General features: G+C 73.2%; 5 protein-coding genes, 1 tRNA gene and 4 pseudogenes. 3 read left to right on the top strand and 7 right to left on the bottom strand.

Going from position 1 to position 13,311, the window contains the following annotated elements; genetic code table 11:
- Positions 1–7 precede the first annotated feature (7 nt).
- Positions 8–1,173 (bottom strand): annotated as a pseudogene (locus WJ438_RS18525) (DUF2786 domain-containing protein).
- Between the two features lie 106 nt (positions 1,174–1,279).
- Here WJ438_RS18525 and WJ438_RS18530 point away from each other — a divergent pair.
- On the top strand, positions 1,280–2,053 hold the full coding sequence (locus WJ438_RS18530) for a Clp protease N-terminal domain-containing protein (protein ID WP_406726240.1): 774 nt from the start codon (positions 1,280–1,282) through the stop codon (positions 2,051–2,053).
- A 123-nt stretch (positions 2,054–2,176) separates the two neighbouring features.
- Positions 2,177–3,877, top strand: coding sequence for a bifunctional 3'-5' exonuclease/DNA polymerase (locus tag WJ438_RS18535; protein ID WP_406726241.1), 1,701 nt, complete (start codon positions 2,177–2,179; stop codon positions 3,875–3,877).
- Positions 3,878–3,926: 49 nt separating this feature from the next.
- On the opposite strand, the pseudogene WJ438_RS18540 reads toward WJ438_RS18535, so the two are convergent.
- Positions 3,927–4,049: pseudogene (locus WJ438_RS18540) on the bottom strand (glycosyltransferase family 2 protein); the annotation flags it as partial.
- Positions 4,050–4,159: 110 nt separating this feature from the next.
- Complete coding sequence (locus WJ438_RS18545; protein WP_406726242.1) at positions 4,160–5,302, bottom strand: site-2 protease family protein; 1,143 nt, start codon at positions 5,300–5,302, stop codon at positions 4,160–4,162.
- 1,032 nt (positions 5,303–6,334) lie between these two features.
- On the opposite strand from WJ438_RS18545, the gene WJ438_RS18550 reads away from it, so the two are divergent.
- Positions 6,335–6,517: a hypothetical protein gene (locus WJ438_RS18550; RefSeq protein ID WP_406726243.1), complete on the top strand. Its 183-nt coding sequence runs from the start codon at positions 6,335–6,337 to the stop codon at positions 6,515–6,517.
- 406 nt (positions 6,518–6,923) lie between these two features.
- Here the strand turns inward: WJ438_RS18550 and WJ438_RS18555 are convergent.
- The 4 genes and pseudogenes from WJ438_RS18555 to tmk form a co-directional block, all read right to left on the bottom strand.
- Positions 6,924–6,997, bottom strand: a tRNA-Thr gene (locus WJ438_RS18555).
- Positions 6,998–7,115: 118 nt separating this feature from the next.
- Positions 7,116–8,707, bottom strand: a pseudogene (locus WJ438_RS18560) (alpha/beta hydrolase).
- 112 nt (positions 8,708–8,819) lie between these two features.
- Positions 8,820–10,026 (bottom strand): annotated as a pseudogene (locus WJ438_RS18565) (DNA polymerase III subunit delta').
- A 163-nt stretch (positions 10,027–10,189) separates the two neighbouring features.
- A complete protein-coding gene (tmk, locus tag WJ438_RS18570; RefSeq protein ID WP_406726244.1) occupies positions 10,190–13,288 on the bottom strand; it encodes a dTMP kinase in 3,099 nt (1,032 codons plus the stop codon).
- Positions 13,289–13,311 lie beyond the last annotated feature (23 nt).

Here is a 13,311-nt window from a genome sequence, read left to right on the forward strand (position 1 = left end):
CCCCGGTTCAGGGAAGCCGTCCGCGCGCTTCGACCTGAGCGTCGTCCGCCGCCCGCGCGCCCTCCTCCCATCCCGCCACGTCGCTCACCCCACGCAGCCGGGTGGTCGTCGTCTCCGGGAACAGGCGGTCCAGCCGCTCGGTGACCGCGACGTCGCGGGAGGCGAGCACCGGGAGCGCGTCGTCCGTCACCCGGCCCTCGGCGGCAGCCGCGAGACGTGCGCCCACGCGGTGGACGTAGGCCGCGAGGAAGGACTGCCGGAAGGTCTTGGTCCGCTTGCGTCCCCCGGCCTGCTGAGCCGCTTCCGCCTTCGTCATGGCCGTACCGGCCTGCACGAGCAGTGAGGCGTGGAGGAGTTCGACCGCCTCCAGGTCGGAGGCGAAGCCGACCACGGTGGAGAAGCCGAGGGCCTCGTGCCACACGGCCCGGCAGTGGTTCGCGGTGGCGATCGTGTCCAGCAGCACGGCCTTGGTCTGTTCGTACGGCGGCTCCACCCCGATCCGGCACGCGCCCGGAGCCGTCGCCGAGGGGGCCCGCGCCGCGAGCAGCGCCTCGTCGACACTGTGCCGTGCCCTCAGCTCCTGCGCCTTGGCGGTGAGTGCCTCCGCCTCTTCCGGGAACCCGGTCGCCTCCGCCTTGGCCAGCAGCGCGCGGATGCGGCCCAGCATGCGGGACTCCGGGCGCCGTTCCCGCGCGGGTGAGCCCGTCCCCCGGCTCCCTCGCTCCCCGCCGCGCCCCCGTCGGGCTCATCGAGGGGTTCGAGGGCGGGCAGGCGCAGCAGCAACCGGTACAGCTCCAGTGCGGCAGTGGCGTGTGAGAAGCGGTCGGTGCGCCGCGCGGGAGCGGTCTCGCGGTCCTCGCGGTCGCCGAGATCGGCGAGCTGGGCGTGCCAACGGGGGCCGCGGGGCCGGTCGCGCGGTGCCTGTGCGCGGATCAGCGCCGAGACCAGCCGTACGTGTACGTCGTCCAGTTCGCGCCGGACGATCCGTACGACGTCGGCGGGCTGCCAGCCGCGCCGCCAGGCTGTCGCCACGAACTCCTCGCCCCGCCGGGCGAGTTCGGCGTCCGCCGCCGGATCGGAGGCGAGCAGGGACGCGCCGGTGTCGAGGGCGTCGTCGGTGGTGGCGTACAGGGCGGTCCGGAAGGCGCGGTCGACGGTGCTGGACGTACTCACGGGCCGATCGTGCCATGCCCCCCTCTCCCGCCGAACCCTCGGCCCGACCGCACCCGCGTGTCAACTCGCGGTTGACGCCCTTCCACTGTCAACTTACGGTTGACACATGACGACGAACCCCGGCATCAAGTCATCCGTACGCCTCGACGACCTCATCGCGGCCATCAAGAAGGTCCACGAGGAGCCTCTCCAGCAGCTTCAGGACGCGGTGCTCGCGGGAGAACACCTCGGCGACGTGGCAGACCACCTGATCGGCCACTTCGTGGACCAGGCCCGGCGCTCGGGCGCCTCCTGGACGGACATCGGCAAGAGCATGGGCGTCACCCGGCAGGCAGCCCAGAAGCGTTTCGTGACGAAGGAATCGGCCGTCCTCGACCCGAACGAGGGCTTCAACCGCTACACGCCCCGCGCCCGCAACGTGGTGATGGCCGCGCACAACGAGTCCAAGGCCGCGCGCAACGCCGAGGGCCTGCCCGAGCACCTGGTCCTCGGCCTGCTGGCCGAGCCGGGCGGCCTGGCCGCGAAGGCGATCACCGAGCAGGGCGTCACCCTGGAAGCGGTCCGCGAGGCCGCGGCCGCGCTGCTCCCGCCGGCCGTCGAAGAGGCCCCCGAACTGGTGCCGTACGGCTCGGCGGCCAAGAAGGTCCTGGAACTCACCTTCCGCGAGGCCCTCCGCCTCGGCCACCACTACGTCGGCACCGAACACCTCCTGCTCGCCCTGCTGGAGCACGAGAACGGCGAGGGCGTCCTCAGCGGCCTCGGCATCGACAAGACCACCACCGAGCGGTACGTCACCGAGCTGCTGGCGCAGTTCCTGGAGACCCAGGAACCGGAGGCGGCGGACGGACAGCCCACGAAGCCCGAGCCCGAACAGGGCTGACCCGGGCATCCAGAGACAGGGGCACAGGGGCGCCCAGGCACAGGGGACAGGGTGCCCCGGACACAGGGGACAGGGATACCCGGACACGGGGGCATTGTCAGACCTCCCTGCCACACTCGCGGCATGACCGACCGGTGGGCGCTCGCTCCGGCCGAGGACGGTGGCGTGGACGTCGCCCCCCTCGGTCCGGACGGGCTGCCCGCCGCTCCGGTGCGGCGGGAGGCGGATCCCGCCGAGGCCGTGCGGAGCCGTCCCGGCGTCACGCGGTGGGTGTGGCGGTCCACCGCCGAGGTCCATCCGCGCCTGCTCGCCACGGGGGTGCGAGTGGAGCGGTGCTACGACATCGAGGCCGCCGAGACACTCCTGCTCGGTCACGAGGGGCGGTACGGGGAGCCCCGTTCGGCCGCGGCCGCCCTGGCCCGGCTGCGCGGCGGCCCCGTACCGCCCGATCCGCCGCAGCGCTCGGCCGGGCCGAGTGCGCAGTCGTCCCTCTTCGAACCTCAGGAGGCGCACGTCCCGCTGGAGGACCTCCTGGCGGTCTACGCCGAGCAGCAGCGCCGGATCGAGGCGACCGCACACCCGGACAGGATGCGGCTGCTCGTGGCCGCCGAGTCGGCGGGGACGCTCGTCGCCGCCGAGATGAACCGCGCGGGGCTGCCCTGGCGGGCGGACGTGCACCGCGCGGTCCTGCATGACCTCCTCGGCGAGCGGTACGCGGGCGGCGGCGAACCGCGCAGGCTCGCCGAGCTCGCCGACGAGGTGTCCGCCGCCTTCGGCCGCCGGGTGCGGCCCGACCTGCCCGCCGACGTCGTCAAGGCGTTCGCGCAGGCCGGGATCAAGGTCTCCTCGACCCGCCGATGGGAGCTCGAGTCCCTCGACCATCCGGCGGTCAAGCCGCTGATCGAGTACAAGAAGCTGTACCGCATCCGGGTCGCCCACGGCTGGTCCTGGCTCCAGGACTGGGTGTGCGACGGTCGCTTCCGGCCCGAGTTCCTGGCAGGTGGGACGGTGACGGGCCGTTGGGTGACCAACGGCGGGGGCGCGCTGCAGATCCCCAAGGTGATCCGCCGCGCGGTGGTCGCCGACCCGGGCTGGCGGCTGGTCGTCGCCGACGCCGACCAGCTGGAGCCGCGCGTCCTGGCGGCGATCTCCCGCGACCCCGGGCTGATGGAGGTGGCCGGCCGGGAGACCGACCTCTACCAGTCGGTGTCGGACCGCGCCTTCTCCGGCGACCGCGCGCAGGCGAAGCTCGCCGTCCTCGGCGCGGTCTACGGCCAGACCTCCGGCGACGGCCTGAAGAACCTCGCCGCCCTCAGACGCCGCTTCCCCAAGGCGGTGGCGTACGTCGACGAGGCCGCCCGTGCGGGCGAGGAGGGCAGGCTCGTACGGACCTGGCTCGGCCGCACCTGCCCGCCCGCGGCCCGTGCGACGGACGACGCGGTGGAGGAGGCGGGCATCCCGGGCGTGGAGGCCGAGGCGGAGCAGGAACCCGACACCCCCCGGCAGTGGATGCCGGGCTACGCCTCGACGAACGCCCGCGCGAGGGGCCGCTTCACCCGCAACTTCGTCGTTCAGGGCAGCGCCGCCGACTGGACCCTGCTCCTGCTCGCCGCACTGCGGCAGACCTTGACGGGCATGGCCGCCGAACTGGTCTTCTTCCAGCACGACGAGGTGATCGTGCACTGCCCCGAGAAGGAGGCGCAGACGGTGGTGGAGGCGATCCGGGACGCCGCGGTCCTGGCGGGCCGGCTGACGTTCGGACAGACGCCGGTGCGGTTCCCGTTCACGACGGCGGTGGTGGAGTGCTACGCGGACGCCAAGTGAGACCTCGGGGGTGAGCGCCTGCCGTGCGGCGGTCTTCCCCGGCAGGTCGGATCACCGGCGGCCGTCCCAGTCGCGTCAGCCGCCACACCGTCCGCCGGCGCATGGCGCGCCGCTCACCGGCCGGTTTCCGCAGGCCTTCGGCGAACCCGCCGCACCAGGCCCGCGGCCCGCCGGCCCGGACCACACTCGTCCGGAAACGGGTGAACGAACCCAGGCGGGCACCCACCCGCCGTGACCGTGGCCCGACACCGTCGGGCCACGGTCACGGACCACCTCCCACGGTCACGGACCACCTCGCTGCCCGGGAGCGGTGTTCATCAGCCAGGTCACCGTACGGCTGACGTCCGAGAGCGAGACGATTCCGACCAGCCTGCCGTCCTCCACGACCAGGACCCGGTGCTCGGCGCCCGGCTCCATGCGCGGCAGCAGATCCGCCAGCGGGCCGTCCGGCCCGACCACCGTGGTCTGCGACAGCGGCACCATCACCTCCCTCACCGCCACGGCATGGGCCTCGGCCTGCGGCACCTTTCGGGCGCTGTCGAGGGTCACCAGCCCGACCGGGGCCCCGTCCTCGGTCACCGGGAACGCCGAATGCCGGTAGCGGTAGCGCGCATCGGTGAGGAAGCCCGCGACCGTGGTGTCCGCGGAAACCGCGAGAGGTTCGGGTGTCATGACGTTCCGGACGGGGACATCGGCGAGCGCCTCGCGCAGGTGGGCCTGCCGTCCCTCAGCGGTGGCGGTCGTGATGAGGAACCAGCCGATCAGCGCCAGCCACAGACCGCCGAACATGCCGGTCCGCATGAACGCGATCAGCCCGAGGACCACCAGCAGCCACCCGAAGACCCGCCCCGCCGCGGTAGCACCGGTTGTCGCCCGCAGCCGGTCTCCCGTGCGCCACCACAGGAACGCACGCAGCAGCCTGCCGCCGTCGAGCGGGGCGGCGGGCAGCGCGTTGAAGACGGCGAGGAGGACGTTGATGCCCGCCAGCCACGCCACCATCTCCACCACGACCCCGGGCCCGGACGCCAGTTCGAGCAGCCAGGCATCGAATGCGAAGAGCCCGCCCAGCAGGAGACTGATGAGGGGGCCGACGCCGGCGATCCTCAGCTCCGCGCCGGGGCTGGACGCCTCGCTCCTGAGCCGGGCCGCCCCGCCCAGCAGCCACAGCACGATGTCGTCCACCTCGACCCCGTTGCGCCGGGCCACGACGGCGTGCCCCAGCTCATGTGCGAGCAGGGAGGCGAAGAAGACCACGGCGGTACAGAGGCCGGCCGCCCAGTACACCGTCCAGGCACGCCCCGGATATGTCTCCGGGAGGCGGCCCTGCGACAGGCCGAACGCGATGATGCCGAAAATGAACAGCACGCTCCAGTGCACGCCGACCCTGACTCCTGCGATCCGTCCCAGAACGAACGTCGCCCTCACAGCGCTCTCCCCTGCTCAAGCCGTCACCCGAACACTCGAGCCGTCACCCGAAGGACGGCTTTCCCGCTCCGACCACCGCTCCGTCCCAGCGCCGCCCGCCTCGTACCGTCGGACGACGCGAGCACACAGGTCCCGACCCCCCTCGCAGTGCCCCAGCCTCGGCGCGGGCCGGACCGGTTCCCGCCCTTCGCGGCATCGCCGGACACGGACGACCTCCGGGTCAAGGGCCTCGAACACGGGCAGGACTCATCGGGAGTGACGCTCGGTGTGCCCACCATGTCGTCGATCACACGCTCGCCCGGGCTCTCTCGCTGCACGGATCCTGCTGACTTCCAGTACACCCTCGGGCCCCCTGCATCGCGCGCCGGACGGGCCTGGAGACATGGAGAACGCCTCGGGGTCGGGATCCGGCGCCGTCCGGTCGCACTGCACGCCTGACGCCGGGCACATGCCCTCGTCCGGCACACCGACCGGGCGGTTCCCGGGCGCCGGCGAGCGGGAGGAGTCATCCGCGTGGGAGGACGGCCACAGGGCACCTCGCCTGTCCGGCCACGGTCAACCCGACCGAGCCCAGCAGCGTGGAGAAACCACCCAGCCCCTCCCCCGCGAGCCCACGACGTTGTGCGTGTCGCGGCGTCCGGCACTCGAGGTTGTACTGGTGGCAGGAGCGCTGCCGAGCGGGGGAGCAGCCGTGTTGCCGTCCGACGTATCCCACCCCGCGAAGCCGGAGGCGATTTCCGACCGCGACGCCGAGTGGGGCGCGCTCGTCGCGGTCGCCTGTGCCGCCCGCCCCGGTGCCGGTCTCGGTGTGGTGTCGGGACGGCTGCGGCAGGGCAGGACGCGCCTTCTGGAGGCACTCACCGCAGCCCTGGGCGGCTTCTGCTTCGGGGCGCAGCAGGCTGCTCGTGCCGAGTCCCTGCGCCGTCTGGGCGACGAGCTCGCCCAGTACACGGGCACACCGTCTACCAGCAGCCGCCGGCCTGGCTGGGAGGCGCCGTCGACGCGCTGCTCGCACTGGGTGACCGGCGGCCTGTGCCAGTCGTCCTCGACGAGTTCCCCGACCTCGTACGGCAGAGTCCCGAGCTGCCCTCCGTCATCCACAGCGCCTATCGGCGGCTGCGCGACACGGGGCGGGACAACCGTACGCGTCTGCTGTTGAGCGGCAGTTCCCTGCCGGTCATGCACCGGCTGTCCGGCCCTGCCTCCTCCGCCTGAAGGCCAAGACGGATCAGACCGTCCGCAAGGCGGCACCGGCAAGGCGGCCAAGAACGCCAAGCGGGAGAAGCCCGCTGAAAACCCCAGGTCAGCGACTATTCGACCGGAGGTTCCAGCAGAGCCGCCACACCGCCGGCACGCTCCTGAACGAACTCGGAGCCGACGTGCCGACGATCGCGGAGATCCTGCGGCACACACAGAGCAGCCGGACCCGGCGCTACGTGAAGGGCGGACCCCCACCTCTCGGAGGATGCGATGCGTCGCAGGGGAGACACTTCACGCCCCGTCCGGAACCCGCCATTGAGACCAGTACTGAGACCGGCGACAGCCGCGGCGCCCGCGCCCGCCGCCGCGTCCGCTGAACAAAAAACCCCAAGTCAATCATGCTGACCTGGGGTTTCATCAGAGCCGCCTTCGGGATTCGAACCCGAGACCTACGCATTACGAGTGCGTTGCTCTGGCCATCTGAGCTAAGGCGGCGCGCTGCCGGCACCATGGTGCGATCAGCGACGTCGGTAAGTCTACACAGTTTCCGATGGTGCTTCGTACCTGCCCCGGAGGCGGGCCGGGGCGCCTGCCTCCGGGAGGGGCGCACCGGTTATGAGCAGCGCTTTCCGTCCGTGGGCGGGGTGCCGTCGACGAGGTAGGTGTTGATCGCGGAGTCGATGCAGGCGCTGCCCCGGCCGTAGGCGGTGTGGCCGTCGCCCTCGTAGGTGAGGAGGCGGGCCGAGGAGAGCTGGCCGGCCAGGGACTCCGCCCAGCGGTAGGGGGTCGCGGGATCGCGCGTGGTGCCGACGACCACGATCGGGGCCGCTCCCTTCGCCTCGATGCGCTGGGGCTCGCCCGTGGCGCCCACCGGCCAGTAGCCGCAGTTCAGGGCGGCCCAGGCGAAGCCCTCGCCGAAGACCGGGGACGCCTTCTCGAAGTCGGGGAGCGCGTCCCGTACCTGGTCCGGGGAGTCGAAGGCGGGCGGGAGGTCCAGGCAGTTCACGGCGGCGTTGGCGAACATCAGGTTGGTGTACTCGCCCTCGGCGTCGCGTTCGTAGTAGCTGTCGGAGAGGGCGAGGAGTCCGGTGCCGTCGTTCTCCCTCATCGCCGCCGTCAGCGCCTCGCGCAGCTGCTGCCAGGCGCCCTCGTCGTACATCGCCGCGATCACACCGGTGGTCGCCAGCGACTCGGTGAGCCTGCGGCCGTCGGGGTCCCCGGTGGGAACCGGCTGAGCGTCGAGTTTGTCGAAGAACTCCTTCAGGTTCTCCCCGACCTGTTCGGGGCTGGTGTCCCGGCCACCGAGGGGGCAGTCCTTCTGCCGCACGCAGTCCTTCGCGAAGGCGGTGAACGCCGTGTCGAAGCCCGCCGTCTGCTCGATGTTGAGCTGCCTCGCCGACAGCGAGGGGTCCAGCGCGCCGTCCAGCACCAGTCGGCCCGTCCGGTCCGGGAACAGCCCCGCGTACGTCGCCCCGAGGAAGGTGCCGTAGGAGGCGCCCACGTAGTTCAGCTTCTCGTCGCCCAGCGCCGCCCGCACGATGTCCATGTCCCGGGCCGCCTCGACGGTCGACACGTGGCGCAGCAGCTTCGGTGCGTCCGCCCCGCAGCCCTCGGCGAACTTCCGGTACGCGGCGACCAGCGTGTCGGCCTCCTCCTCGTCGTCCGGGGTGACGTCCGTCTGCGTGTACGTGTCCATCTCGGGCCCGTCCAGGCACTCGACGGGTTCGCTGCGGGCCACGCCCCGCGGGTCGACGGCCACCATGTCGTAGCGGGCGCGCACCTCGGCCGGGTAGCCGACACCGGCGTACGCCTGGAGGTAGCCGATCGCCGAGCCGCCCGGCCCACCGGGGTTGACCAGCAGCGAGCCCAGCCGCTCCCCGGGCCCGTGGCCTTCTTCCGGGCCACGGCGAGGCGGACGTCGTCGGCGGACGGGTCGGCGTAGTCGAGCGGCGCCTTCAGCGTGGCGCACTGGAAGCCGGGCACGCCGCAGTCGCGCCACTTCGGCTTCTGCTCGTAGTACGGCGTGAGTGCCGCGGGCGTGGAACGGGGCAGTGCGGCCAGCACCGCCGTCTCCTTCGCCGCCGAGTTCGCGGAACCCGTGGTGCTCGTCGTGCTCCCGGCGGAGCAGCCGGAGGCCAGGAGCGCGGCGGCGGCGAGCAGCGTGGCTCCGGTACGGGTTCTGCGGGGGGTGCGCCTTGTGTGCATGATCCGAGCGTAACTCTGCGCGACGGTTCGAGTGCCCTGTGTGCGGGTCGTGCCTCGTACGAGTTACGGAAGTCGCATCCCGTACGAGTGCTGAGTTGCGGGGTACGAGGTTTCAACCCGCTCTGAGTGCCATAGTCATCGCCTCCACGGCCAGGAGCGGGGTCACGTTGCGGTCGAGGGCGTCGCGGCAGGCGGCGATCGACTCGATGCGGCGGAGTGTGGACTCGGGGGAGCTGCCGCGCGCCAGGCGCTCCAGGGTGTCCTCGGCGTCCGTGTTGGCGAGGGCGACGCGGGAGCCGAGCTGGAGGGCGAGGACGTCGCGGTAGAAGCTGGTGAGGTCGGTCAGGGCCACGTCGAGGCTGTCCCGCTGCGTGCGCGTTCTGCGGCGCTTCTGCATGTCCTCCAGTTCCTTGACCACGCCCGCCGTGCCGCGCGGCAGCCGGCCGCCCTGGGTCGCGCCGAGTGCCGCCTTCAGCTCGTCGGTCTCCTTGGTGTCCATCTGCTCGGCCAGTTGCCTGGCGTCCTCGGCGGCGGCGTCGACGAGTTCCTGGGCCGCCTTGAGCGCGCTCCCGACGTCGTCGACCCGCAGCGGCAGCTTCAGCACGGCGGCGCGGCGCTCGCGGGCCTCCGGGTCGGTGGCCAGGCGGCGGGCCCGGTCGACGTGGCCCTGGGTGGCGCGAGCGACGGCCGCTGCCACGTCCGGCTCGATGCCCTCGCGTCGTACGAGCAGGTCGGCGACGGCGTCCACGGAGGGCGTGGTCAGGTTGAGGTGGCGGCAGCGGGAGCGGATCGTCGGCAGGACGTCCTCGAACGGACGGGGCGCAGAGCAGCCAGACCGTGCGGGGCGCGGGCTCCTCCACTGCCTTGAGGACGGCGTTGGCGGAGCTCTCGTTCAGCCGCTCGGCGTCCTCGACGAGGATCACCTGCCAGCGGCCGTTCGCCGGTGCGGTGAACGACTTGCGGACGGTGTCGCGCATGTCCCCCACCCGGATCACCGCGCCGACGGCGGCGATCGTGCTCACGTCGGCGTGGGTGCCGATCAGGGCGGTGTGGCAGCCGTCGCAGAACCCACAGCCCGGGGATCCGCCGAGGGCGCGGTCGGGGCTGACGCACTGCAACGCGGCGGCGAAGGCACGCGCCGCCTGGTTGCGTCCGGCGCCGGGCGGGCCCGTGAACAGCCATGCGTGGGTCATCTTCGACGCCGTCGGCGCGGGGGCGTCGGCCGCCGCGGCGGTGACGAGGGCGTCGGCGTCCCGGGCGGCGGCGGCGAGCTGTTCACTCACCCGCTGCTGCCCGACGAGGTCGTCCCACACGGTCATGGGTCACGCCGCCCTTCCATCCGCCGCCCTTCCCTCACGTTCACCGCGTACCTCGTGCTCGTCGTGCGCGCCCTCATATGCGTCACGCGCGTCGCGTCCGCTCGCGAATCCATTGTGGGGGCGACCACTGACAGTGGCGGGCCCGCAGGCACCGCCACTCGTGTCAGCGGCGGCGGCCCCGACCCCGGCCGCCCTCGTCACCGTGCTCGTCGTCGCGCGGGCCCAGCAGTTCGTCCGCCAGTGTCGGCAGGTCGTCCAGTGGGGTCTCCTCGGCCCAGTCCGGGCGCTGCCTGTTTCGGCCCGGCATGTTCTCGAGGTCGACCTGGGGCAACTCGCGTGTGCTCGCCTCGTTGTCGTCCGGTGTGACCGCGGGCAGCACCGCCGTCTCCTCCGTGTCACCCGGCGGCGGTACAGCGGGCAGCACCTCGGTCTCGTCGGCCGCCCGGGGCGGAACCGACATCTGCGGCAGCTCGGTCGTCACCTCAGCCTCGGAAGGCCCGGACGACGCTGACGGCCCGAAAGCCTCGGCAGGCCCCGAGTCACGCCGGCCCTTGCCCGGCACCCTCGGCAGCACCGCCGTCTCGTCCGTGGCGCCCGGCGCCGCCCCGAAGGAGCCGGCTCCGCCCGCCGTCTTGGGTCCCGCCTCCGCCGCGGCCGCGGCCTGTTCCGCGAGGCGGCGGGCCTCCTCGGCCCGCCGCAGCGCGTCCTCGGCCTTGCGCTGCTTCTCCAGGCGCAGTGCCTCGGCCTCGGCGCGCAGCCGCTCCTCCTCCTCGACCTGCTTGCGGCGGCGTTCCTCCTCCGCCCTGCGCCGGGCTTCTTCCTCCGCCCGCGCCTTCTCCTCGGCGAGGAGCCGCCGGCGCTCCTCCTCGGCTCGGCGGGCGGCCTCCTCGGCGCGCTGCCGGGCCTCCTCCGCCTGCCGTTCGGCCTCGCGCCGCTGCGCCTCCTCCAGCTCGCGCCGCTTGCGCTCCTCCTCCTCGGCACGCAGCCGCGCCAACTGCTCCTGGCGCTCGCGCTCCAGGCGCTCCTCCTCGGCCTTGCGCGCCGCTTCCTCCTCCGCCTTGCGACGGGCCTCCTCCTCGGCCTTGCGCCGGGCCTCCTCGCGGGCCCGGATCTCGGCCTCGGAGAGCGGCAGCACCTGGTCGAGCCGGTGTCGGATCACCGTGCCGACCGCGTCCGGCTCCTGACCCGCGTCGACCACCAGGTACCGGCCGGGGTCGGCCGCGGCCAGGGTGAGGAAACCGGCCCGCACGCGCGCGTGGAACTCGGCGGGCTCCGACTCCAGCCGGTCCGGCGCCTCGGTGAACCGCTCGCGCGCGGTCTCCGGCGCCACGTCCAGCAGCACGGTGACGTTCGGCACGAGGCCGTTGGTCGCCCAGCGGTTGATACGGGCGATCTCGGTCGGCGACAGGTCGCGCCCGGCGCCCTGGTAGGCCACCGAGGAGTCGATGTAGCGGTCGGAGACGACGACGGCGCCGCGCTCCAGGGCGGGCCGTACGACCGTGTCGATGTGCTCGGCCCGGTCCGCCGCGTACAGCAGTGCCTCCGCGCGGTGGGACAGTCCGGCGCTGGAGACGTCCAGCAGGATCGACCGCAGCCGCTTGCCGACGGGGGTCGCCCCCGGCTCGCGCGTGAGGACGACCTCGTGGCCCTTGGCCCGGATCCACTCGGCGAGCGCCTCGGCCTGCGTGGACTTCCCGGCCCCGTCGCCGCCCTCCAGGGCGATGAAGAAGCCGGTGCCCGCCGGGGCCGGCGCCGGGTCGTCGCCGCCGAGCAGCGCGTCCCGCAGGTCCTGTCGCAGCGGCACCCCGGAACGGTCGTCGACCTTGGCCAGGACGAGCGCGGCCACCGGCAGCAGCAGCGCACCCACCAGCATCAGCGTGAACGCGGCACCGCCGTGCGCGAAGACGAACCGGCCGCTCTCCAGCCGGTGCGGCCCGATGGCCGCGGCCACCAGCGGGGCGATCACCGCGCCGAGCGCCACGAAGACACGGACGACCGCGTGCAGGTGCTCCGTCGTACGGGCCCGCCGCTGGTCCTCGGTCTCCTGGTCGAGCAGCGTGTGCCCGGTGTTGGCCGCGATGCCCGCGCCCACGCCCGCCAGCGCGACGAGCAGCAGCACGCTGGTGACGTCCGGCACCAGACCGGCGGCCAGCAGCGCGACGCCGGTGAGGGCGAGCGCCAGTGCGAGCAGGCGGCGCCGCGACAGCGACGGCAGCAGGGCGGGCGCCGTCCGTATGCCGACGACGACACCACCGGTCAGCGCGCCCACCAGCAGGCCGTACAGCACGGGCCCGCCGCCCAGGTCCTTGGCGTGCAGCACGAACACGGCGACGGCGGCCGACACCGCGGCGGCCACCAGGGCGGACGCCAGCACCAGCAGCGGCATCGCACCGGTGCGGCCCTTGTCGGGGCCGGTGCCGGCGGTGCTCTTCGGGCGACGCAGCCCCTCCAGCGGCGAGCGCGGGCGCGGAGTGCGCACGGCGGGCAGCTCGAGGAACGTCAGTATCGACAGCGACGCGGCGAACAGTCCGGCCGCGACATACGAGGCGAGGGCCGCCTGGTGCTGCCCGAACCAGTCGATGCCCGTGCCCAGCAGGTTGTTGAACAGCCCGGCGACGACGAGCACGACGGCCGCGGCCGGCACCACCACGAAAGCCGTACGCAGCGACAGGCGGCGCAGCGCGTCCATGTGGTCCGGCAACGGCCGCACCGCCGCGCCCTCCGGGGGCGGAGCGGGCAGCAGTGCGGGCGCCGCGCTCTCGCGGCACACCGTCCAGAACCGCTCGGCGACCGATGTCACGAAGGTGGTGACGAGAAGGATGGCCAGGGCGTCGTCGGGCGTCCAGTCGATCCACAGGGGGGCGACGATGAGCAGGGCCGCCCGCAGCCCGTCCACGCCGACCATGGTCCAGCGGCGGTCCAGCGGGCCGTCCGGCGAGGTGAGCGACGTGAGCGGGCCGAGGAGAACGGCGCCGAACAGCAGCGTCGCGAGAATCCGCACCCCGAAAACGGTCGCCACTGCGAACGCGACGCCCCGGTAGCCGCCGCCGAACGAACCTTCGGCGACCGCCGCCTGGAGGGCGAGGAGGACCAGCACGAGGAGGGCAAGGATGTCACCGACCCCACCCACGAACTGTGCGCTCCACAGCCGTTTCAGCTGCGGACGGCGCAGCAGGGCGCGGATGGCGCGCTCGCGGGAGTCCGCGACCAGTGCGTCGTCGGGGGCCGGTTGAGGGGCCGCTGGCGGTTCGGCTCGCATCATGCGTTCAGCCTATCGGCCCGCGC

The organism is Streptomyces sp. GD-15H, assembly GCF_045291515.1.
Classification (GTDB): Bacteria; Actinomycetota; Actinomycetes; order Streptomycetales; family Streptomycetaceae; genus Streptomyces.